We start from the raw sequence: 21,515 nt of genomic DNA, 5'->3' as shown, positions 1-21,515 counted from the left end.
AGAAACTGTCGGTGCCTCGTCCTAGCGTCGGTCCCGACCCGCTTCCCGCGAACCGAAGGTGTGCACCATGGCAACGCTTGACCGCGACAAGGCCCTCGACATGGCCCTCGCCCAGATCGACAAGCAGTTCGGCAAGGGCTCGGTCATGCGCCTGGGTGACAGTCCCGAGGTGGCCATGAAGGTCATCCCGACCGGCTCGATCGCCCTCGACATCGCCCTGGGCATCGGCGGACTGCCGCGCGGCCGGGTCGTGGAGGTCTACGGCCCGGAGTCCTCCGGTAAGACGACGGTCGCGCTGCACGCGGTGGCCAACGCGCAGGCCGCCGGCGGCATCGCCGCGTTCGTCGACGCCGAGCACGCGCTGGATCCGAGTACGCCCGAGCGATCGGCGTCGACACCGACGCGCTCCTGGTCAGCCAGCCCGACACCGGAGAGCAGGCGCTCGAGATCGCCGACATGCTGATCCGCTCCGGCGCCCTCGACATCATCGTCATCGACTCCGTGGCTGCCCTCGTGCCGCGCGCGGAGATCGAGGGCGAGATGGGCGACAGCCACGTCGGCCTCCAGGCGCGCCTGATGAGCCAGGCGCTGCGGAAGATCACCGGCGCCCTGAGCAACTCCGGGACGACGGCCATCTTCATCAACCAGCTGCGCGAGAAGGTCGGCGTCGTGTACGGCTCGCCCGAGGTCACCACCGGTGGGCGCGCTCTGAAGTTCTACTCGTCCGTCCGGCTCGACGTCCGTCGCATCGAGACCCTCAAGCAGGGCACCGACGCGGTCGGCAGCCGCACCCGCGTCAAGGTCGTCAAGAACAAGGTGGCCGCCCCGTTCAAGCAGGCGGAGCTGGACATCCTCTGGGGTCAGGGCTTCAGCCGCGAGGGCGGGCTCATCGACGTGGGTGTCGAGCAGGGCATGGTGAAGAAGTCCGGTGCTTGGTACACGTACGAGGGCGACCAGCTCGGTCAGGGCAAGGAGAACGCCCGCAACTTCCTGAAGGACAACCCCGACCTCGCCGACGAGATCGAGAAGCGCATCAAGGAGAAGCTGGGCATCGGGCCCACGCTCGATGCCCCCGTGGACGCCGTCCCCGCCGACTTCTGAGCCGGCCGGTGTCCGGCTTCCAGTCCACCCGCCGACGCGGCCCGGGTTCTCGCCCGGGCGCGCGTCGGTCGGGTAGCTCCTGGCACGACGATCCCGTGAACCCGGACGTCGTGGAGGGACCGCCGGAGGAGATGGACGACCCCGAGTCGGTGGCCCGGGGGATCTGCCTGCGGGCGCTGACCGGAGCACCGAAGACCCGGCAGCAGCTCGCCGACCTGCTCGCCGGGCGCGGTGTGCCCGACGATGCGGCAGAGACCGTGCTCGACCGCTTCACCGAGGTCGGCCTGATCGACGACGCCGCCTTCGCCCGCGCCTGGGTGAGCTCCCGGCAGGCCGGACGCGGCCTCGCCCGGCGGGCGCTCAGCGCGGAGCTGCGCGCCAAGGGCGTGGATCCCGAGGTCGCCGCCGAGGCGGTCGAGGAGGTCGACGACGAGGACGAGCGCGCCGCCGCCCGGCGGCTCGTGGAGCGTCGCGCCGGAGCGATGCGGCGGCTCGACCGTGCCACCGCCACCCGTCGACTGATGGGCATGCTGGCCCGCAAGGGCTACAGCGGCGGCCTTGCGGCGGCCGTCGTGCGGGAGGTGCTCGACGACGTCGCCGTGGACGACGCGGCCGGCGACGAGTTCGACGACCTCGACGTGGACAGCCTGCTGCCCTGAGCGCGCCGCAGGCCCGAGCGGAACGGTGCGTCGCACCCGAGAGGCCCGGAACCATGACGGTTCTGAGCCCCTCCGGCAGGCCTGCCCGGTGCAGGGGTCAGGGGACCTTTCTCAGGTGGGGTCGGGGTCGCGTGGGCCCTGCCGGGCCCCCGGTCGCCACCCGTGACGGCGTGGTCGACATAGGGCTCGTGCTTGCGGCCGGCATGCGCCTCCGCCTGGAGCCGGTCGACCAGATGCGGGTAGTGCGCCTCGAACGCCGGCCGCTCCGAGCGGATCTTCGGGATCTCGACGAAGTTGTGCCGCGGCGGCGGGGACGACGTCGCCCACTCCAGCGAATTGCCGGCGCCCCACGGGTCGTCCCGCGCCGCCAGCTGCCCATACGTCCACGAGCGCCGGATGTTGTAGAGGAACGGGATGATCGAGGCGCCGAGGACGAACGAGAAGATGGTGGAGACCACGTTCAGCGCCACGAACTCGTCGGTGGGCAGGTAGTCGACGTACCGGCGCGGCATGCCCTCACTGCCCAGCCAGTGCTGCACCAGGAACGTGCCGTGGAAGCCGACGAACGTCATCCAGAACTGCAGCTTCCCCAGTCGCTCGTCGAGCATCCGGCCGCACATCTTCGGGAACCAGAACGCGATGCCCGCGTTCGCCGCGAACACGACGGTGCCGAACACGACGTAGTGGAAGTGCGCCACCACGAAGTACGAGTCGGTGACGTGCCAGTCGAGCGGGGGCTGGCCAGCAGCACACCCGTGAGCCCGCCGAGCAGGAAGGTGACCATGAAGCCGATCGACCAGAGCATCGGCGTCTCGAACGTCAGCTGTCCGCGCCACATTGTGCCGATCCAGTTGAAGAACTTGAGCCCGGTGGGCACCGCAATCAGGTAGGTGAGGAAGGCGAAGAACGGCAGCAGAACCGCGCCGGTGGCGTACATGTGGTGCGCCCACACGGCCAGCGACAGGAAACCGATGGCCATCGTGGCGCCGACCATGCCCTTGTAGCCGAACAGCGGCTTGCGGCTGAACACCGGGATGATCTCGGTGACGATGCCGAAGAACGGCAGCGCGATGATGTAGACCTCCGGGTGGCCGAAGAACCAGAACAGGTGCTGCCACAGCATCGGCCCGCCCATCTCATCCGAGTAGATGAGGGCGCCGAGGTTGCGGTCGGCCAGCAGACCGAAGAGCGCGGCCGTCAGGATCGGGAACGCCAGCAGGATCAGCAGGCTGGTGATGAGAGCGTTCCAGACGAAGATCGGCATCCGGAACATCGTCATGCCGGGGGCGCGCAGGCAGATGATCGTGGTGATGAAGTTGACGCCACCGAGGATCGTGCCCAGGCCGCTCACTGCCAGGCCGCTGATCCAGAGGTTTCCACCCGGCCCGGGGAGTTCACACCGTTGGACAACGGCGTGTAGGCGGTCCACCCGAAGTCCGCCGGCCCGCCGGGGGTGAGGAAGCCCGACACCGCGATCAGGCTGCCGAAGAGGAACAGCCAGAACGAGAAGGCGTTCAGCCGCGGGAACGCGACGTCGGGGGCGCCGATCTGCAGCGGCATGATCAGGTTGCCGAAGGCGAAGAAGAGCGGCGTCGCGAACATCAGCAGCATGACCGTGCCGTGCATCGTGAACAGCTGGTTGTACTGCTCCGGCGACAGGAACTGCAGCTCCGGCTGGGCCAGCTCGGCTCGGATGAGCATGGCCATGATGCCGCCGGCGATGAAGAACGCGAACGACGTGGCCAGGTACATCAGGCCGATCGTCTTGTGGTCGGTGGTCCGCAGCAGGTTGGTCAGCCGGGAGCCCTTGGCCGGCGTGTGCGCGGGACTGGGCCGGCTGACGATCGGCTGCGGCGCGATGGCGGTCATGCCGCGCTCCGCTTCCGGCTCGTGCTCGGCCCGACGGACCCCGTCGGAGAACTCCCACGGTGCGGGACATGAGCGGCTCCCCGGTCGTCTGCGCTGGGCGCAGGCCTGCGATTCGCACGCCGCTCGCCGGCCCGGGAGCGACACCGCCATCGTGGCCCATCCGGAGGCAGAGGGAAACCCGGGAGGAAGTCCCTCGGCAGTCGACTTCGCGAGGGTGCCGGGCGGCCTGCGCGGGAAGGTGGCGCAGGGGCACGCCCCAGCCGGTCAGGCCGCGGCGAGCCAGGCGCTCAGGTCCACCGCGATGCCGTCGGGTGCGTCCGGATCGGTGACGAGCCAGGCGTCCTCGCGGCGCTGCCCGGCCTTCAGCCAGCGGCGGATCTGCCGGTCGAAGCCGTGCCGCGTCGGCGACCCGGGAAGCCCTGCGGAGCCGAGGAAGGTCACGTCCACCTCGGCCTCGTCGGCGTACCGCAGCACCAGGCGGCACCGGGCCCGGCGGTGGCGCGCCGGAGGGACCGCCTCCCGCACCACCGCGGACTCCGCACCCGCCGCCTCGGCGAAGTCGGCCGCGGCCGCACGCAGGCGCGCGACGAACTGCTGGGCGAGGTCGAGCTCACGAGGTCCGGGAACCTCCGGCCGCCGTCGCTCGGGCGCGCCGTCGTCCGTCCCGGCCGGTGCGGGCGCCGGGGTGCCGGTCGCCCCGCCGGTGGTGCCCTCCGTCAGCTCGTCCGCGCCCACCGTCCGCTGCTCGCCGGTCGTCAGATCGACGACGAAGCGCTCGGTGGGGGTGTCGGACTCCTCCTCCGCGACCGGGCCGTGGGGCGGCGCCGGGATCGGCTCCGCGGTCGTCCGGGGTACGGGCGGGAGGGTGCGCCGTCCGGCGGCGTGCATCGTCTCCATGGTGGAGGTCAGTCTCGCCCGGATTCCTTCGGCGTGTCGTACGCGGCGCGCCGCCAGTGGTGCGAGTGGGGCGGGTGCGCAGAACTGGTCCGCCCGTCCCGCCCGCAGGTGTCAGGCACCGCCGCCCACGGGAACGTTCGCGCCTGCATCCGTCGTGTCCGCCACGCGCGTCGCCGCCCGGCCCTGACGGCGCTGGACGTACTGCGCCAGCCGCCCGAGCAGGTAGTTGATCGCGATGTAGAGCAGCGCGATCACCGTGAACGTCTGGATCGGGTTGTCCAGGTTCCGCACGATGCTCTCGCCCTGGCTGAGCAGTTCGTCGTAGTTGGCCACGAAGGTCACCAGCGAGGTGTCCTTCAGCACGACCACGAGCTGGCTGATGATCGCCGGCAGCATGATGCGGAACGCCTGCGGTAGCAGGACGATGCGCATGGCCTGCCCGTTGGTGAGACCGGTCGCGAGCGCCGCCTCCCGCTGCCCGCGCGGCAGGGACGCGACCCCGCACGGACGACCTCCGCGAAGATCACCATGTTGTACGCCGTCAGCCCGATGATCAGGCCCCAGAACACCTGACCGCCGGGCCAGTCGCTCAGGTCGACGCCGACGTCGGGGAGCGCCCGCACGCACAGGTACACCAGGACGACGACCGGCAGACCCCGGAGTACCTCGACGAGCCCGATGAGCGGGATCCGCGCGAACCTGCCGAGGGAGAGGCGGGCGACGGCGATCAGCGTGCCGATCACCACCGACAGCGTCATCGCGATCAGCGCGGCCTTGATCGTGTTGACGATGCCTTCGCCGATGACGCCCCAGACGAGCTCGAAGGACTCGTTCCCGGGGTTGATGAGCGGCCCCCACAGCTCCATGGAGAACTGGTTCTGTTCGGCCAGGCGCAACACCACCACGACCGCGAGGCCGATCAGGAGCAGGACGGCGACGGCCGTGCCGATCGCCGTCCGGCGACGGGCCTTCGGCCCCTGCGCGTCGTAGAGCACGGTGTCCTGCTGGCTCATCGCGCGATCGCCACCTTCCGCTCGATGATCTGCAGGACTGCGCCGGCGGGAAGCGTGATGAGCAGGAATCCGATCGCCACGCCGATGAAGACCGGCAGCGTCTCGTACCCTCGCGCGCTGGTCAGCGTCTGGCCGGTGCTCCAGAGGTCGCCGCCCACGCCGAAGGCGCCGACCACGGCGGAGTTCTTGAACATCGCGATGATGACGCTGCCCAGCGGTGGCACCACCGTGCGCAGCGCCTGCGGCAGGACGACGAAGCGCAAGCCCTGGGTGAAGTTCAAGCCGATGGACCGGGCCGCCTCCGCCTGGCCCGCGGATACGGAGTTGATGCCCGACCGCACCGCCTCGCAGACGAACGCAGAGGTGTAGAGGATCAGGCCGAGGACGCCGAAGAAGTAGAAGGTCCGGTTGATTCCCAGTTCGGGCAGACCGAAGGCGCAGAAGAACAGCACCACCGACAGCGGGGTGTTGCGGAAGGTCGAGACCCAGAACGTGCCGAACGCGCGCAGCGGCGGAACCGGTGAGACCCGGCAGGCCGCGATCAGCAGCCCCAGCAGCAGAGAGCCGACCATCGCCACCACGATGATGCTCAGCGACGTCAGGAAGCCGTCGACGTACAGGTCGAAGTTCTCGAAGACCGGGTCCACGTGCCCCCTCAGTGCCGGCGGTGACGGTGCTTGCGGTGCTGCGCTGCGGCCGTCGGCGACCGGCCGGCCGTCGTGGCCGGCCGGTCGCTGTCGGGCAGGAAGATCAGACGCACTCGGCGGGCTCGGGGAGCTCGGGCGTCTGCGTGCCCTCGATCTGACCCGCGGTGGCCTCCCAGGCCGCCACGTAGGCGTCCTCGTTGTCCGCGAGGGTCTGGTTGATGAACTCGCAGAACTCGACGTCGCCCTTCTCGATGCCGATGCCGTACGGCTCCTCGGTGAACTGCTCACCCACGAGCTTGAACTCGCCGTCGGACTCCGAGACGAACCCCAGCAGGATCACGTTGTCGGTCGTCACGGCGTCGACCTGGCCGTTGGCCAGGAGTCGGCGCACTGCGAGTACTCGTCGAAGAGCGTCAGCTGGCTGCCGGGGTCGGCCAGGTACTGCCTGATCTGCTCCGACGGCGTCGAGCCGGTGACCGAGCAGACGGTGAGGTCCGGGTTCTCGGTGAACGACTCGGGGCCGGTGATCTCGTCGTTGTCGGCCGCGACCATGATCTGCTGGCCGGCTTCGTAGTACGGCCCGGCGAAGGTGATCCGCTCGGCCCGCTCGTCGTTGATCGTGTAGGTCGCGACGACCATGTCGACCTCGCCGCCCTCGATCACCTCCTCGCGCACCGCCGACGGGGTCTGCTCCCACTGGATGTCCTCGGGGGCGATGCCGAGCTCGGCGGCGATGATCTTGGCGACCTCGACGTCGAAGCCCTCCAGCTCGCCGTCCAGCGTCTCCAGGCCGAAGCCGGGCTGGTCGAACTTCGTGCCGATGGTGATCGAGCCAGATTCCGCGATCTCGGCCATCGTCGTGCCGGCCTCGAACTCGGGGGCGTCGGCGACCTCGGGCTCGGGCGCGGCGCTGTCGTCGCCGCCGCCGCAGGCAGCGGCGGTCAAGGCGACCACGGACAGGGTGGCCACCAGGGCGCTGCGTCGGAAACTCATGGAAGGGGTCCTCTCGCTTGACGGTCTCGTGTGATCAGTGGGTGAGGATCTTGGACAGGAAGTCCTTGGCGCGCTCCGACTTCGGAGCGGTGAAGAAGGTCTCGGGCTCGGCGGTCTCGACGATCCGGCCCTCGTCCATGAACACGACGCGGTTGGCCGCCCGGCGGGCGAAGCCCATCTCGTGCGTGACGACGACCATCGTCATGCCGTCCTTCGCCAGGCCGACCATGACGTCGAGGACCTCGTTGATCATCTCCGGGTCCAGCGCCGAGGTCGGCTCGTCGAACAGCATCACCTTGGGCTCCATCGCCAGCGCCCGCGCGATCGCGACGCGCTGCTGCTGGCCGCCGGAGAGCTGCGCGGGGTACTTGTCCACCTGGGCGCTGACGCCCACCCGGTCGAGCAGCTCGCGCGCACGCTTGTCCGCGTCGGCCTTGGACTGCTTGCGCACCTTGACCGGCCCGAGGGTGACGTTCTCGAGGATCGTCTTGTGCGCGAAGAGGTTGAAGCTCTGGAACACCATGCCGACGTCGGCTCGCAGGCGGGCCAGTTCCTTGCCCTCGTCGGGCAGGCGCACCCCGTCGATCGAGATCTCACCCTTCTCGATCGGCTCGAGGCGGTTGATCGCGCGGCACAGCGTCGACTTGCCCGACCCCGACGGGCCGATGACGACGACGACCTCCCCGCGGGCGATGTCCAGGTCGATGTCCTGCAGCACGTGCAGTTCGCCGAACCACTTGTTGACGCTGGACAGGCGGACGAGAGGCTCTCCGTTCGGACGGCTGGTCACCCCTGGGACCCTAGGGGCATGTGACACGGTGCGTGATCGAGTCGATCACGAAGGCGTAACGAAGCAGGAGAGCATCGTCGGGAACCGTGACTCCCCGTAGGCGGGCGAGTGGCGCCGTACCCTCGCTGCTGTCATGAGCAGCGCAACCGAGGTCCCCGCTCCGCGTACGTACCGCGTACGTACCTACGGGTGCCAGATGAACGTCCACGACTCCGAGCGGCTCTCGGGCCTCCTCGAGCAGGCGGGCTACACCGCGGCACCCGAGGACGGCGACGCCGACGTCGTCGTCCTCAACACCTGCGCGGTGCGGGAGAACGCCGACAACCGGCTCTACGGCAACCTCGGGCACCTCCGGCCGGTCAAGGACGCCCGTCCCGGCATGCAGATCGCGGTCGGCGGCTGCCTGGCGCAGAAGGACCGCGGCGAGATCGTGCGGCGGGCCCCTGGGTGGACGTCGTCTTCGGCACGCACAACGTCGGCTCGCTGCCGGCGCTGCTGGAGCGGGCCCGGCACAACGCCGAGGCCCAGGTGGAGATCGTCGAGTCCCTCGAGGTCTTCCCGTCGACGCTCCCGGCGAAGCGGGACTCCGCCTACGCCGGCTGGGTGTCGATCAGCGTGGGGTGCAACAACACGTGCACGTTCTGCATCGTCCCGGCGCTGCGCGGCAAGGAGAAGGACCGCCGGCCCGGCGAGATCCTGGCCGAGGTGCAGGCGCTCGTCGACCAGGGCGTCCTCGAGGTGACCCTGCTCGGGCAGAACGTCAACGCCTACGGCGTGGAGTTCCGCGACCGCGGCGCCTTCGCCGACCTCCTGCGCGCCACGGGGGCGATCGAGGGCCTGGAGCGGGTGCGCTTCACCAGCCCGCACCCGCGCGAGTTCACCGACGACGTCATCGAGGCCATGGCCGAGACGTCGGCGGTCTGCCAACAGCTGCACATGCCGCTGCAGTCCGGGTCGGACGACGTCCTGCGCCGGATGCGCCGCGGTTACCGGCAGGACCGCTACCTCGGGATCATCGACCGGGTCCGGACCGCCATGCCGGACGCGGCCATCACCACCGACATCATCGTCGGCTTCCCGGGGAGACCGAGGAGGACTTCCAGCAGACCCTGGACGTCGTCCGGCGGGCGCGCTTCGCCGGCGCCTTCACCTTCCAGTACCCAAGCGCCCCGGGACGCCGGCGGCGGAGATGGACGGGCAGCTCCCGAAGGACGTCGTCCAGGAGCGGTACCTCCGCCTGACGGCGCTGCAGGAGGAGATCAGCTGGTCGGAGAACCAGGCGCAGGTCGGCCGCCGCGTCGAGCTCCTGGTCGCCGCCGGCGAGGGCAGCAAGGACGCGGCCACCGGCCGGCTGTCCGGCCGCGCCCGCGACGGGCGCCTGGTGCACGTCACGGCCGCGCCGGGGTGCGTCCCGGGGACGTCGTCGAGACGGTCGTGACCGACGCGAAGCCGCACTTCCTCGTCGCCGACGGCGCGTTGCTGTCCCACCGACGCACCCGCGCCGGCGACGCCGGGGAGGCGGGGAGCCGGCCCACGACGCCCGGTGTGTCGCTCGGGATGCCGCAGATCGGCGTCCCGGACCCGCTCCCCGCCGTCACCGGCAGCTGCTGACGGACGTCGGCACGCGTGAGCCGGCCGGCCGCTCCAGGCCCACCAGGCCGGGCCGCGGATCGCACGCCGGACGGTCGACGAGCCGGTAACCGCCGAGCATCCGGCGGATGACCGCGTGGTCCCCGTCCGTGGCCCGGCGGATCCGCACGTCCGGCATGCGCCTGCTCCGGTGCGTCAGCGGCGGGCGGACTTCTCCGCCTCGGCCAGCCACTCGCGGCGGGTCGTCAGATTGGCCTTCGCCTCCGCGATCCGCTTGACGTCGCCGGCGGTCTCGGCCTTGGCCAGCTGTTCCTCTGCCTTGGTCACCGCCGCGCGCATCGAGGTGACCATCGGGTTCTCCGGCGTGGTCCGGATGCGGGTGGAGTCCGCCGCGCCGCGGACCTTCTGCTCCACGGCCTGCATGCGGTCCTCGAGCTGGCGCATGACGCCCCGCGGCACGTGGCCGATGGCGTCGTAGCGCTCCTGGATCTTGCGCAACGCGTTCTGGGCGCCCTTGAGATCGCTGGCGGGGTCGAGCTTCTCGGCCTGGGCGAGGAGCTCCTCCTTCTGCTGCTGGTTGGCCTGCTCCTCGCCGGTGCGCTTCTTGTCCGACTCGGCGCGGGCCGCGAAGAAGACGTCCTGGGCGCCGCGGAACTCCTTCCAGAGGTCGTCGTCGCCCTCCCGTCCGGTCCGCGGAACGGCCTTCCAGCGGTCCATCAGTGCTCGCATCGCCGCACTGGTGGGCCCCCACTCGGTCGAGCCGGCGAGCTTCCGGGCCTCCTCGATGAGCTCCTGCTTGGCGGCGCGTGCCTCGCCGCGCTGGGAGTCGAGAGAGGCGAAGTGGGCGCCGCGGCGCCGGCCGAAGGCGTCGCGGGCCGCGGCGAAGCGCGTCCACAGGGCGTCGTCGGTCTTGCGGTCGATGCCGCGGATGGTCTTCCACTCCTCGACGATGGCCTTCAGCCGGTCGCCGGCCGCCTTCCAGGACGTCGACTCGGCGGCGAGCTGCTCGGCCTCGGCGGCGAGCGCCTCCTTGCGGGCCACCTGTGCCGCGCGGGCGGCCGCCTTCTCCGCCCGGTACTCCGCAGCCGCGGAGTCGGCGGTCTCCACCATGGCTCGCGCGCGGGCGGCGAGGCCGTCGAGGTCTCCGACCGCCGCGGCGGTCGGGATGGTCTCGGCGAGGCCCTGTGCCTTGGTGCGGATCTCCGACGGATTGCCGGTGTGCGCCTTGAGACGCGCCTCCAGCAGGACCACCTCGGTGGCCAGGTCGTCGTAGCGACGCCCGTAGTGAGCGAGACCCTCGGCGGGCGCGCCCGCCTGCCAGGAACCGACGGCGCGTTCGCCGTCAGCCGTGCGCACGTAGACCGTGCCCTCCTCGTCGACGCGGCCCCACTGGCTGGGGTCGCTGGCGGGGACGGCGGGCACCTCGACGGCCGGCTCGGGCGTCGGGGCGGCCACCGCAGGCTGGGGCATGGGGCGCGGCACCGGACGGGGCGCCATGGGACGCGGCTTGGGCGGGGCGGGAACCGGTGCGTCGGCCGTCGGGTCGGCGACCGCGGCGTCGCCCGGCGTGGGCGCCTCCGGCGTCCCGGCCTCCGGGGTGACTGCCTCCGGGGTGACTGCCTCCGCGGCGCGGTCCCCGGGTACCTCCGGCTCGGGCGCCGTGATCTCCGACGCCGCGGCCGCAGGTGTCGCGGCCTCGGGTGTCGCGGCCTCGGGTGTCGCGCCGTCGGCCGGCGACGTCGACGGCTCCTGCGCCTCGGCCGCGACGGCCTCCGAGGCCTCCTCCGCCGGGGTGGCTCCCTCCGTTGGTTCGCTCACCGCCTCCGCGGGAAGGATCTCCGGGTTCTCCGCAATCGGCGAAGAGTCCTGCTGCGCCCCGTTGCCGGGGTTGTCCGTGCTCGACACGTCGGGCAGTGTCCCACGTCGCATCCGGGAGACTGACCGGCGTGATCGCCGTTCCCCCAGGGCCGCCCCGCCGGGCGCCCGCGCCTCGGTCGCCGTGGCCTTCTGTCCCGCGCCGCCGCTCCTGCTGCCCGCCGTCGAGGTGCGGGCGGACGCCGGCACGACCGCGCTCCGGGACGCTTGCGCGTCGGCCGTGACCGAGCTCCTCACCGCCCGACCCGAGGTCGTCGTCGTGGTCGGGGAGGCGACCGTGCCGGCTGAGCGCATCGGGGCCGGCGACGTCGGCACGCTGCGCGGCCTCGGCCTCGACCTCGAGATCCCGTTCCAGGGACGCGTGCGGCCCGGCAGCCGACGGGTACCGCTGCCGCTCGCGCTCGGCGCGTGGCTGCTCGAGGAGGCCGGCTTCGCCGGCACGCGCGTCGGCGTCGGACCGGCGGACCTCGCGCAGCTCGTCCGCGACCTGCCCGCGCCGCTGGGGATCCTGGCGATGGGCGACGGCTCGGCCCGTCGGAGCCTCAAGGCGCCGGGCTATCTCGACGAGGCGGCCGATCCGTTCGACTCCGCCGTGGCACGGGCGTTGTCCGACGGGGACGCCGCGGCTCTGGCTGCACTCGACCCGGCCGAGGGGAGCGACTCCTGGCCGCCGGGGTGCCGGTGTGGCGGGCGGTGGGCGCCGCCCTCGACGGCCGGACGATCACCGCGCGGCTGCACCACGAGGCGGCGCCGTTCGGGGTCGGCTACCTCGTCGCGACATGGGTGGCGGCGTGACCGCCCCGCCGGTGGTGGCGGTCGTGGGGCCGACGGCGACCGGCAAGACCGCCCTGGCCGTGGCGCTGGCCCACCGCCTCGGCGGGGAGGTGGTCAACGCCGACTCGATGCAGCTCTACCGCGGCATGGACATCGGCACCGCGAAGCCCGATCTCGCCGAGCGCGACGGCGTCCCGCACCACCTGCTCGACCTCTGGCACGTACGCGAGGCCGCGTCCGTCGCGGAGTACCGGGACCGGGCGCGCGCCGAGATCGACGACCTCCGCGCGGGAAACGTCGTCCCGCTGCTGGTGGGCGGATCGGGTCTCTACCTCCGCGCCGTCCTGGACGAGCTCGACTTCCCCGGAACCGACGCGGCCGTCCGCGCCCGGCTCGAGGAGGAGCTCACGGCAGTCGGCCCCGCTGCGCTGCACGAGCGGTTGGCCGTCGTCGACCCGGCGGCGGCCGCAGTTGTGCTGCCGAGCAACGGACGCCGGATCGTCCGTGCGCTCGAGGTCATCGAGCTGACCGGGGAACCGTTCCGCGCGCAGCTGCCCGAGCCCCGTCCGCACTACCGGGCTGTGGTCGTCGGCCTCGATCGGGAGCCGGCCGAGCTCGACCTGCGGGTGGCGGCGCGGGTGGACCGGATGTGGGCGGCCGGCTTCGTCGAGGAGGTGGCGCGCCTGGCCGAGGACGGCCTGCGGGACGGCCCCACCGCATCCCGTGCGCTCGGCTACGCCCAGGTGCTCGCCCAGTTCGACGGCGACCTGAGCGCCGCGGAGGCCCGGGAGCGCACGGTCACCACGACGCGGCGGTTCGTGCGCCGGCAGCGGTCCTGGTTCCGTCGTGACGCAACGATCAGCTGGTTCGACGCGGGGCGGGCGGACCTGGTCGACGCCGTCTCCGCGGTGATCACCGCCCGTACGATCGACCCGTGACTTCCCTGATCGCCCCCGGGTGCTCGTCGGGCACGGCACGGAGAACGACTTCGTGGTCCTGCCCGACCCGGACGGCAGCCTCTGGCCGGACGACCGGCTCGACGCCGCGCTCGTCCGCCGGTTGTGCGACCGGCGCGCCGGGCTCGGCGGCGACGGGGTGCTGCGCCTGGTGCGCAGCGTCCACGTGCCCGACGCCGCGGCCGTACTGGGCGGGCACCTGGGGAGCTGCGAGTGGTTCATGGACCACCGCAATGCCGACGGCACCACCGCCGAGATGTGCGGCAACGGGATCCGGCTCTTCCTCCACGCGCTGGTCGGCGAGGGGTTGCTGGACCGGGCCACCTGCGAGGCCGGCGTGCTGGTGGGCACGCGCGGTGGCCCGCGCCGGGTCGGCGCGACCGCTGACGGGAACTACTGGGTGGACATGGGGCCGGCCCGTGAGTTCGGCGCCGGGGAGACCCGGCTGGCCGGCCGGACGTTCGGCGGGATTGCCGTCTCGATGGGCAACCCCCACCTGGCCTGCCTCACCGACGCCGCCGTCGACACGCTGGACCTGACCGGGACGCCGGAGGTCGATGCGGTGCTGTTCCCGGACGGCGTCAACGTGGAACTCGTGAACGTGGTGGAGCCGGGTGCGCACGTCCGGCTGCGGGTCGTCGAGCGCGGCGTGGGGAGACGCGGTCCTGCGGCACCGGCGCCTGCGCGGCCGCCTACGCGGCGCTCACCGCCGAGGGACGGACCGAGGGGACGGTCCTCGTGGACGTCCCCGGGGGTCGCCTGTCGGTGCAGGTGACCCCGGCACGACCGTGCTCACCGGGCCCGCGGTGCTCGTGGCCGCCGGCGAGCTGTGCCCCGAGTGGCTGGCCGGCTGAGCTGACCGCCGACCGCTCAGGCGCGGTCCTCGTCCTCGGTCGGCGATTCCGGCATCATCGACTGGCCCTCGATGCCCGGCTGCGCGTCGGGTTCACCGCGCCCGCTGTCCTGGTCCGGGCCGCCGCCCATCGGGTTGCGCGGCGGTCCCCGAGCCCCTTGGGGTCGCGGCCCGGGTCGTCGATCTCGCTGTGCGAGCCGAGCCTGCTGGATCCTGTGTCGCTCATCCGAACCTCCTCGTCGCGTGGTTCCCTCGTCCGGCCCCTACCCGGGAACGGGTGGGATGCATGCGGCCCGCGCGAGCGTTGTACCGGGCGATGCGCACAGAGATGCAGACAACTCAGGTGACCCCGACGACGGGGCATGCCACATTGGAGACGATGACGACCGCTCCTGACGTCCCCTTCGACGACCAGACCCGACCCGCGCCCGCCGGGCAGTGGGACGCGCCCGACGACACCACCGGTTCCTACGCGCTCGAGGCGCGCGGAGCGCTGCGCCGCGTCGCCGGCCTGTCCACCGAGCTCGCCGACGTCACCGAGGTCGAGTACCGGCAGCTGCGCCTCGAGCGGGTCGTGCTCGTGGGGGTGTGGACCGAGGGCACCCAGGCCGACGCCGACCGGTCCCTCGCCGAGCTCGCCGCGTTGGCCGAGACGGCCGGCTCCCAGGTGCTGGAAGCGGTCAGCCAGCGGCGTGACAAGCCGGACGCCGCCACGTACGTCGGATCGGGCAAGGCCAACGAGATCCGCGACATCGTCGGCGCGACCGGCGCCGACACCGTCATCTGCGACGGTGAGCTCACGCCCGGTCAGCTCAACCAGCTGGAGAAGATCCTCAAGGTGAAGGTCGTCGACCGGACGGCGCTGATCCTCGACATCTTCGCCCAGCACGCCAGCAGCCGGGAGGGCAAGGCGCAGGTCGAGCTCGCCCAGATGCAGTACATGCTGCCGCGGCTGCGGGGTGGGGTGAGTCGCTGTCCCGGCAGGCGGGTGGCCGGGTCGCCGGCGGTGGCGGCATCGGAACCCGTGGTCCCGGTGAGACCAAGATCGAGACCGATCGACGACGCATCCGGGCGCGCGTGAGCAAGCTGCGCAAGGAGATCGCCGGCATGGCGACCGCCCGGGCCACCCAGCGGTCCGGCCGCGACCGGAACGCGACTCCGAGCGTGGCGATCGCCGGGTACACGAACGCCGGGAAGTCGAGCCTGCTGAACGCGCTCACCGGCGCCGGGGTGCTGGTGGAGGACGCGTTGTTCGCCACCCTGGACCCGACGGTTCGCCGCGCGGAGTCGCCCGACGGCCGGGAGTACACGCTCACCGACACGGTGGGGTTCGTCCGGCACCTGCCGCACCAGTTGGTCGACGCGTTCCGTTCCACGCTCGAGGAGGTGGCGGCGGCAGACCTGCTGCTGCACGTGGTGGACGGCTCCGATCCCGACCCGCTGGGCCAGATCGACGCCGTCCGGGTGGTCCTGGGGAGATCGATGCGGCATCCGTGCCGGAGGTCATCGTCGTCAACAAGGTCGACGCCATGACCGAGGACGACGTGCTGACCCTGCGGCGGGCGCTGCCCGGCGCGGTCTGGGTGTCGGCCCGGACCGGCGCCGGCATCCAGGGTCTCCGCGAGCTGATCGCCGGACGGTTGCCGCACCCGGACGTGGACGTCGACGTGCTGGTGCCCTACGACCGGGGTGACCTGGTCGCCCGGGTGCATCGCGACGGAGAGGTGCTCAGCGAGCGGCACGAGGACGCCGGGACCCGGTTGAGCGCCCGGGTGGACGGCGGACTCGCCGCGACGCTCGAGCAGTTCGCCGATCCGGTCGCCTGACCCCGGGGGCGAGGAACCGGCTCGTCCGGATCACGGACAGGTCACGGCCCGGTACGGTGACGGCGTGACGAGCGGCGTGGTGTGGGACGCCGGCGTGCCCGAGCAGACGCGTGTCGTCTCCATCGGCCGACCGCCATGGTGGCTGATGCTGCTCGCGTTCGTGGTGGGCGGCCTCATCACCGTCGACCTGCTCGCCGGCGGCGTCCTCGAACGGACCGACCTGCGCGTCTCGGAGATCATCGGTGGGTGGGGCCTGCGGGACTCGTCCGCCTACCCGGTCGTCTGGGCGATCACCCAGCTCGGCGGCCGCGCCACCATCCTCGTGGTGCTGGCGATCCTGGTCGGTTACCTGGCCTGGCGGCGGCGCACCTGGCTCCCCTGCTCCGCGTCCTGCTCGCCCTCGGCACGCTCACCGTCGGGGTGTACGCGCTGAAGTTCGGCACCGGCCGGACGGCGCCCGGACACCCCGACGAGCTGTTCTTCCACGCCGACGGCGCCTCGTTCCCGTCGGGTCACGTGGCCAACGCGGTGATCATGTGGGGCGTGGCGCGCTGGCTGGCCGTGGAGTTCGAGCTCCCCGCCCGTGTGCAGCGCGCGTTCTGGTGGCTGAGCCTCGCCGGGCCCGTCGCGACCGGCATCTCGATGGTGTCGCTGGACTTCCACTGGATCACCGACGCGATCGTCGGCGCCGCGGTGGGAATCGTCCTGTTGGGCGTGGTTCACCGACTCGATGCAATCGTTCTGTCACGCTGGGTACGTGCCCGAGGCCGGCAGACCGCGTAGCGGCGTGCGGGGACGGTTGCTGGTCGCCGGGGAGCCCTCGGGACCGGCCTCGTCCTCGGGTCCGCCCTGCCCGCGTACGCCGAGAACGGGGTCGCGACGACGGCCGTCCAGTGCCAGGTCAGTGACCCGCGGCTGGCGGAGATCTCCGGGATCGTGGCCGTCGACAGCGGCGTCCTGGCCATGAACGACGGCGGCGAGGAGCTGGCCGTGCACCTGCTGGACGCCTCGTGCCAGGTCGTCGACTCGCACACAGCCGCGCTGGACCCCTACGACCCCGAGGACATGGCGGTCGGTCCGGACGGGACCGTCTGGCTGGCCGACACGGGCGACAACAACGGCACGCGGACGACCGTGGCGCTGCTGGCCCTCCGGCCCGACGGTTCGACCGGCATCTTCCGGCTCACCTATCCGGACGGGCCCCACGACGCAGAGGCCCTCCTCCTCGCGCCGGACGGGACCCCGTACGTGGTGACCAAGGAGGTGCTCGGCGCGAGCGGGGTGTACAGCCCGACGACGGCCCTCGTGGACGGCGGCACCGTGGCGTTGGCGAAGGTCGCCGGCGTCTCCATGACGCTCACCGGGACGGCGGGCGGGCCCGTGGGCAGCGTCGGGCAGTTGCTGGTCACCGGCGGTGCGGTGTCAGCGGATGGTCAGCGCCTGGCCCTGCGCACGTACACAGATGCCTATGTCTGGCCGCTGACCGGCAGCGATGTCGTCGGCGCCCTCTCGGGCGAACCGTCGGTCATCCCGCTGCCGACCTCGCCCCAGGGCGAGGCGATCACCTTCGCGGCGGACGGGCAGAGCCTGCTGGTCACCAGCGAGGGGCTGCCCGCCGATCTCACCCGCGTCGCCCTCGCCCCGGCGACCGTCGAGGCCACGACGCCGGCCCCCGAGGGGGCGGTCCTGAGCTTCAGCGACCTGACCAGGTCGGGGATGTCGCCCTGGACCTCGGCGCTGATCGCGGCAGGCGTCGCGACGGTGGTCGTCTGGATCGGTGGGATGCTGCGCCGCCGGCCCTGAGGCGCGTGGCCCCGTCAGGAGGCTCACCGCGAGCGTGCGAGCGGTGAGCGGGACGGGGCCCGCTGTCAGACGCGGCGCAGGACGCTGACGACCCGGCCGAGGACGGTCGCGTCGTCGCCCGGGATGGGCTCGTAGGCAGGGTTGTGGGGCAGCAGCCAGACATGGCCGTCGCGTCGCTTGTAGGTCTTGACCGTGGCCTCGCCGTCGATCATCGCGGCGACGATCTCGCCGTTCTCGGCGGTCGGCTGCTGCCGGACCACCACCCAGTCCCCGTCGCAGATGGCGGCCTCGACCATCGAGTCGCCGACCACCTTCAGCATGAAGAGCGTTCCCTCGCCGACGAGCTCGCGCGGGAGGGGAAGACGTCCTCCACGGCCTGTTCGGCGAGCACCGGCCCACCGGCGGCGATGCGGCCGACCAGCGGGACGTACGTCGGGGCCGAGAGCTGCGCGTCGTCCCCTGGGTGAGCTCTGCGGCTGCCGGGAGGTGGTGCGGGGAGTCGCCGGGCAGCCGGACGTCGAGGGCGCGGGGCCGGTTGGGGTCGCGCCGCAGCCAGCCCTTCTTCTGCAGGACGGAGAGCTGGTGGGCGACCGAGGAGGCCGACGACAGGCCGACCGCCTCGCCGATCTCGCGGACCGAGGGGGATAGCCCCGCCGCTCGATCGAGTCGCGGATGACCTCCAGGACCCGGCGCTGGCGCTGGGTCAGGCCGTCGCCGTCGGCACCCCGGTCGGGGAACGAGCGGACCGCTGCCGTTCCCGCCGTCGCGCCGGCGTCCGCCCCCGCCTTGCGGCCGCCTGAGCTCCCGCTCTTCTCCGCCACGTCGCCTCCTCGTCCGCCGCTCGCGCAGCGCCTGTGTCCGTCCATCGGACGGTAGCGCTTCTCGCGGCATCGATCAAACACATGTTCGAAGTCGCAGGTCGTGTCCGGTGGCTTTCGTCGGACCCATGCGGTACACATCGAACAGTCGTTCGATTCGAACAGGCGTTCGACCAAAGGTCGAGCACGAGAGGTGAGGAGGACAGGTCATGGGAAGTGTCGCGCAGGCCGTGCTGGAGTTCGACGAGGAGGTCCAGGCGCCGTGGCGGCCCCGCCTCGTGGTGGTGCACGCCGGCGCCGGGGCCGTCGCCTCCTCGCGCGCCCCCTCGCCCGGCCCTCACGCCGCAGCCCGTCGCGCGTGGGTGTCTGCCGGCCTCCCTCACCCCGGCGCCTCCTGCGCGCCGGATCTCCGCGCCGCGGCCGGAGGGGATGACGGTCCGAGCAGCGGGGTCCGGCGGGGTCGCCCGGCGAACGGTCCCGACGAGGGCCCCTCGGTGGGCCTGCGGCTGACCCGTCGTGCCCGGCGGCTCGCCGTCGTGATGGCACTGGCTCTGGGCGTGGCGCTGGGCTCCTGGGTGGGTCCGCTCCTCGGTGGCGGATCCGACGGGTTGCGGCTGGCGGGGGAGCAGTGTCGTGGTGCAGCCGGGCGACACGTTGTGGTCGATCGCCTCCTCCCTCGAGGTCGACGGTGACGTGCGGTCGGTGATCGACCGGATCCAGGAGCTGAACGGCCTCCGGAGCGCCGACCTGGTGCCGGGGCAGGAGCTCCTCCTCCCGTGATGCAGGGTGTGCGCTCCGCTCGGCGTCTCCGCCTGGTCCGCTCTCCTGACCAGCACGAACGCTGGGCAGAGGTGGTTACGACACCTCTGGCCCGCCGCGGCGATCGCGCCACGGCAATAGGTCCACAACGTCGGGGCGCGACTTCGTCAACCCTCAGTGCGGGCGTCTTCACACTCAGTGGTCACTCCAGCGCTTACGGTCGTCCCGTGTCAGGCGCCATGGAGAACCGAGCAGCTGTGTTCACCAGTCAACCCCAGGCTGTCGAGGTGTATCAGGCAGGAACGTGGTGGGCGGGCGAGCTCCTCGGCTGGCGGCACGACGCCAGTGGCTCCTGCCAGGTGTGGGTGCGGGTCGTCCTGGGGGTGTCGAGGAGACGGCGTGGACCGATCTGGGGTCACTGCGCCTGCCGGAGCGGCACCTCGCCGTGGCGGCACGGCCCGAGCGTCGGGCGGCGTTCGGTCCCGGAACGCAGGAGATGTCCGTCGCGCGGCACCCGTCCGGCCGCCGTAGTCGCTCGGCAGATGCCGACGGAGCCGTCACGGCCGGACTGCCGATGGTGCGCGACCTCTCCGTCGTCCGGGATCTCCCGCCGGCCGGTGGGCGCCGGACCGCTGACGAGACGGCGCAGTTCGCCTCCGTGGGCCGCCGCCGGGCGCCGGAAGAGGCGGAGCAGCAGGCTACCGGGCGCCGCCGCGCCCCGAGACGGCTGAGTCCCCGGCGGTCGGGCGTCGGCGCGCACCGGAGACCGGCGAGGCTCCGGCCGTCGGCCGTCGGCGTGCTCCCGAAGGAACCCCGGCCCGTTCAGCGGCGCCGGCGGTTCCGGGCCGGCACCGTGCGGCCGGAGACCTCGGGCAGCAGCGGCCGGCCGACACGGGCCTGCGTCGGACCGCGTCCGAGGGCGCGTCGGCCACGGCTCGCGTGTCCGCCGGCCCCGTCGACGGTCCGTCGAGGTCGCGTCCGGCGGTTCGGCCGGAGGATTCCGCGCCGCGTGCCGGCTGGACGGCACCCGACGGTCTCGAGCCCGAGCTGCTGACGCGTCCGATGCGTCTCAGCGACCACGTGCCCCACGCCCGCCGTCCCCGCGTCGACGGGTCCGTCCGCGGCGTCTGATTTCCAGGTCTCGGCGCGTTCTCCTCGCGCGCCACGCCGGCTCCCGCCGGCGGACCTCGGGGCGCGGCGCGGCCCTCCTTCCCGCCTTCGGACGTGTGCCGACGGTCGGCTGCCGGCGAGCGACCGCGGGAGCGTCCGCGGTCGGCAGCGAGGCGCCGCACGGGTCGTGCTCTCCGGTCGCCGGAGCCGGAGTCGGTCCGACGGCGCCCGCATCCTGCGGAGGTGATCGGTGATCGCAGGCGAGCTTCCGGCGGCCTCGTCGTCGGGCCGACCCGACGCCCCGGCGCGTCCTCCCGGCGTGTCGTGTGACTCGTGGGGAGCGATGTCCTCCCTGGTGACAGCAGTGTCTGGACGGAACACGCCGAGCGTCGGATCGCTTGCACATCTTGTGTGGCTCGGCCTAGGGTTCCCCTACATCTAGTAGTTACAGAGTTGTAAGCCTGTCCACAGGCTGGTCCCCAGGTTCTCCCGGGACGTCCACCGGATGTCCCCAGGAGGGTCCACAGGACCGGCCGTCGGACGGCCCCGACTGGTCGGAAGGAGGTCTCCGCGATGCGCTGCCCGTTTTGCCACAACGCCGACAGCAGGGTCATCGACTCGCGGGAGGCCGACGAGGGAGCGACGACACGTCGTCGCCGCTCCTGCCCCACGTGCGGGCGCCGGTTCACCACGGTCGAGGAGGCCGTGCTCGCCGTCGTCAAGCGCAGCGGGGTGAGCGAGCCGTTCAACCGCTCCAAGGTGGTCGCGGGTGTCCGTCGCGCCTGCCAGGGGCGGCCGGTCGACGAGGACCAGTTGCAGAAACTCGCGCAGCAGGTCGAGGACGCCATCCGCGCCACCGGTGTCGCAGAGGTGCCCGCCAACGAAGTGGGGCTGGCCATCCTCCGGCCCCTGCGGGAGCTCGACGAGGTCGCCTACCTGCGCTTCGCCAGCGTCTACCGCTCCTTCACCTCGGTGGCCGACTTCGAGAAGGAGATCGCCGAGCTCAAGGCCCGGCAGCAGCAGGTCGCCGAGCCGCCCGGATCCGTCTCCTCGGGCACCCTCACCGGCGCCTGAGAACTGTCAGTACCACCAGCTAGACACGAGTTCGACGCAGAGCACCAGGACAGGCAGAGAACCAGCACCGAACGATCGCGGCTCTTCCCCGGCCCTCCGATCCACCCA

At 72.2% G+C, this 21,515-nt stretch carries 20 protein-coding genes and 6 pseudogenes; 13 read left to right on the top strand and 13 right to left on the bottom strand.

Annotated features, from left to right (window positions below; all coding sequences use genetic code 11):
* The first annotated feature begins 67 nt into the window (after window positions 1-67).
* Both recA and U6N30_RS20865 read left to right on the top strand, forming a co-directional pair.
* A pseudogene (gene recA, locus U6N30_RS20870) lies at window positions 68-1,101 on the top strand (recombinase RecA).
* A 95-nt stretch (window positions 1,102-1,196) separates the two neighbouring features.
* Window positions 1,197-1,760 carry a regulatory protein RecX gene (locus U6N30_RS20865; protein ID WP_324273806.1) on the top strand — a complete coding sequence of 188 codons (564 nt, stop codon included), beginning with the start codon at window positions 1,197-1,199 and terminating at the stop codon, window positions 1,758-1,760.
* On the opposite strand, the pseudogene U6N30_RS20860 reads toward U6N30_RS20865, so the two are convergent.
* The 9 genes and pseudogenes from U6N30_RS20860 to U6N30_RS20820 all read right to left on the bottom strand — a co-directional run bounded on the left by U6N30_RS20860 (window position 1,646) and on the right by U6N30_RS20820 (window position 7,969).
* Window positions 1,646-3,111, bottom strand: a pseudogene (locus U6N30_RS20860) (cbb3-type cytochrome c oxidase subunit I). The gene U6N30_RS20865 and the pseudogene U6N30_RS20860 overlap by 115 nt on opposite strands.
* Window positions 3,108-3,629, bottom strand: a complete 522-nt coding sequence (locus U6N30_RS20855) for a cbb3-type cytochrome c oxidase subunit I (RefSeq protein WP_324273805.1) — start codon at window positions 3,627-3,629, stop codon at window positions 3,108-3,110. The pseudogene U6N30_RS20860 and the gene U6N30_RS20855 overlap by 4 nt, the downstream one beginning before the upstream one ends.
* Window positions 3,630-3,893: 264 nt before the next feature.
* The gene (locus U6N30_RS20850; RefSeq protein ID WP_324273804.1) at window positions 3,894-4,526 is read right to left on the bottom strand and encodes a hypothetical protein; all 633 of its coding nucleotides are present in this window, start codon (window positions 4,524-4,526) and stop codon (window positions 3,894-3,896) included.
* Between the two features lie 111 nt (window positions 4,527-4,637).
* A complete protein-coding gene (locus U6N30_RS20845; RefSeq protein WP_324273803.1) occupies window positions 4,638-5,153 on the bottom strand; it encodes an ABC transporter permease subunit in 516 nt (171 codons plus the stop codon).
* A pseudogene (locus tag U6N30_RS20840) lies at window positions 5,090-5,284 on the bottom strand (ABC transporter permease subunit); the annotation flags it as partial. The pseudogene U6N30_RS20840 and the gene U6N30_RS20845, both read right to left, overlap by 64 nt.
* A 251-nt stretch (window positions 5,285-5,535) precedes the next feature.
* A complete protein-coding gene (locus U6N30_RS20835; RefSeq protein WP_324273802.1) occupies window positions 5,536-6,186 on the bottom strand; it encodes an amino acid ABC transporter permease in 651 nt (216 codons plus the stop codon).
* A gap of 103 nt (window positions 6,187-6,289) precedes the next feature.
* On the bottom strand, window positions 6,290-6,541 hold the full coding sequence (locus U6N30_RS20830) for a type 2 periplasmic-binding domain-containing protein (protein WP_324273801.1): 252 nt from the start codon (window positions 6,539-6,541) through the stop codon (window positions 6,290-6,292).
* On the bottom strand, window positions 6,538-7,179 hold the full coding sequence (locus U6N30_RS20825; protein ID WP_324273800.1) for a transporter substrate-binding domain-containing protein: 642 nt from the start codon (window positions 7,177-7,179) through the stop codon (window positions 6,538-6,540). The genes U6N30_RS20830 and U6N30_RS20825 overlap by 4 nt, the downstream gene beginning before the upstream one ends.
* Before the next feature lie 34 nt (window positions 7,180-7,213).
* Window positions 7,214-7,969: an amino acid ABC transporter ATP-binding protein gene (locus U6N30_RS20820; RefSeq protein ID WP_324273799.1), complete on the bottom strand. Its 756-nt coding sequence runs from the start codon at window positions 7,967-7,969 to the stop codon at window positions 7,214-7,216.
* A 133-nt stretch (window positions 7,970-8,102) separates the two neighbouring features.
* On the opposite strand from U6N30_RS20820, the pseudogene U6N30_RS35605 reads away from it, so the two are divergent.
* Window positions 8,103-8,354, top strand: a pseudogene (locus tag U6N30_RS35605) (tRNA (N6-isopentenyl adenosine(37)-C2)-methylthiotransferase MiaB); the annotation flags it as partial.
* 62 nt (window positions 8,355-8,416) lie between these two features.
* Window positions 8,417-9,580, top strand: coding sequence for a MiaB/RimO family radical SAM methylthiotransferase (locus U6N30_RS20815; RefSeq protein WP_479690523.1), 1,164 nt, complete (start codon window positions 8,417-8,419; stop codon window positions 9,578-9,580).
* On the opposite strand, the gene U6N30_RS20810 is transcribed toward U6N30_RS20815, so the two are convergent.
* Window positions 9,564-9,737, bottom strand: coding sequence for a hypothetical protein (locus tag U6N30_RS20810; RefSeq protein WP_324273798.1), 174 nt, complete (start codon window positions 9,735-9,737; stop codon window positions 9,564-9,566). The two genes, U6N30_RS20815 and U6N30_RS20810, sit on opposite strands and share 17 nt — an antisense overlap.
* A 17-nt stretch (window positions 9,738-9,754) precedes the next feature.
* On the bottom strand, window positions 9,755-11,464 hold the full coding sequence (locus tag U6N30_RS20805) for a DUF349 domain-containing protein (RefSeq protein WP_324273797.1): 1,710 nt from the start codon (window positions 11,462-11,464) through the stop codon (window positions 9,755-9,757).
* Window positions 11,465-12,225: 761 nt separating this feature from the next.
* Between U6N30_RS20805 and miaA the strand changes: the two genes are divergently transcribed.
* From miaA to U6N30_RS20765, 7 genes and pseudogenes are all read left to right on the top strand, one after another.
* Complete coding sequence (miaA, locus tag U6N30_RS20800; protein ID WP_324273796.1) at window positions 12,226-13,146, top strand: tRNA (adenosine(37)-N6)-dimethylallyltransferase MiaA; 921 nt, start codon at window positions 12,226-12,228, stop codon at window positions 13,144-13,146.
* 19 nt (window positions 13,147-13,165) lie between these two features.
* The gene (locus U6N30_RS20795; protein ID WP_324273795.1) at window positions 13,166-13,939 is read left to right on the top strand and encodes a diaminopimelate epimerase; all 774 of its coding nucleotides are present in this window, start codon (window positions 13,166-13,168) and stop codon (window positions 13,937-13,939) included.
* A 364-nt stretch (window positions 13,940-14,303) separates the two neighbouring features.
* Window positions 14,304-15,547, top strand: a pseudogene (locus U6N30_RS34345) (HflX-like GTP-binding protein); the annotation flags it as partial.
* Window positions 15,511-15,843, top strand: a complete 333-nt coding sequence (locus U6N30_RS20780; protein ID WP_324273793.1) for an HflX GTPase family protein — start codon at window positions 15,511-15,513, stop codon at window positions 15,841-15,843. The pseudogene U6N30_RS34345 and the gene U6N30_RS20780, both read left to right, overlap by 37 nt.
* Window positions 15,844-15,907: 64 nt before the next feature.
* The gene (locus U6N30_RS20775; RefSeq protein ID WP_324273792.1) at window positions 15,908-16,276 is read left to right on the top strand and encodes a hypothetical protein; all 369 of its coding nucleotides are present in this window, start codon (window positions 15,908-15,910) and stop codon (window positions 16,274-16,276) included.
* On the top strand, window positions 16,264-16,626 hold the full coding sequence (locus U6N30_RS20770) for a phosphatase PAP2 family protein (RefSeq protein ID WP_324273791.1): 363 nt from the start codon (window positions 16,264-16,266) through the stop codon (window positions 16,624-16,626). The genes U6N30_RS20775 and U6N30_RS20770 overlap by 13 nt, the downstream gene beginning before the upstream one ends.
* A 153-nt stretch (window positions 16,627-16,779) precedes the next feature.
* Window positions 16,780-17,646, top strand: coding sequence for a hypothetical protein (locus tag U6N30_RS20765; RefSeq protein ID WP_324273790.1), 867 nt, complete (start codon window positions 16,780-16,782; stop codon window positions 17,644-17,646).
* 65 nt (window positions 17,647-17,711) lie between these two features.
* On the opposite strand, the gene lexA is transcribed toward U6N30_RS20765, so the two are convergent.
* Both lexA and U6N30_RS34340 read right to left on the bottom strand, forming a co-directional pair.
* The gene (gene lexA, locus U6N30_RS20760; protein ID WP_422678134.1) at window positions 17,712-18,308 is read right to left on the bottom strand and encodes a transcriptional repressor LexA; all 597 of its coding nucleotides are present in this window, start codon (window positions 18,306-18,308) and stop codon (window positions 17,712-17,714) included.
* Window positions 18,229-18,537 (bottom strand): annotated as a pseudogene (locus U6N30_RS34340) (hypothetical protein); the annotation flags it as partial. The pseudogene U6N30_RS34340 and the gene lexA, both read right to left, overlap by 80 nt.
* A 560-nt stretch (window positions 18,538-19,097) precedes the next feature.
* On the opposite strand from U6N30_RS34340, the gene U6N30_RS20755 reads away from it, so the two are divergent.
* Together U6N30_RS20755 and nrdR are read left to right on the top strand one after the other, a co-directional pair.
* Window positions 19,098-19,244, top strand: coding sequence for a LysM peptidoglycan-binding domain-containing protein (locus U6N30_RS20755; RefSeq protein ID WP_324273788.1), 147 nt, complete (start codon window positions 19,098-19,100; stop codon window positions 19,242-19,244).
* A 1,662-nt stretch (window positions 19,245-20,906) separates the two neighbouring features.
* Window positions 20,907-21,407 carry a transcriptional regulator NrdR gene (gene nrdR / locus U6N30_RS20750; RefSeq protein WP_324273787.1) on the top strand — a complete coding sequence of 167 codons (501 nt, stop codon included), beginning with the start codon at window positions 20,907-20,909 and terminating at the stop codon, window positions 21,405-21,407.
* Window positions 21,408-21,515 lie beyond the last annotated feature (108 nt).

Origin of the sequence: Blastococcus brunescens, from assembly GCF_035320885.1 — a bacterium.
Classification (GTDB): Bacteria; Actinomycetota; Actinomycetes; order Mycobacteriales; family Geodermatophilaceae; genus Blastococcus_B; species Blastococcus_B brunescens.
This window is presented reverse-complemented; position numbering and strand designations above follow the sequence as displayed.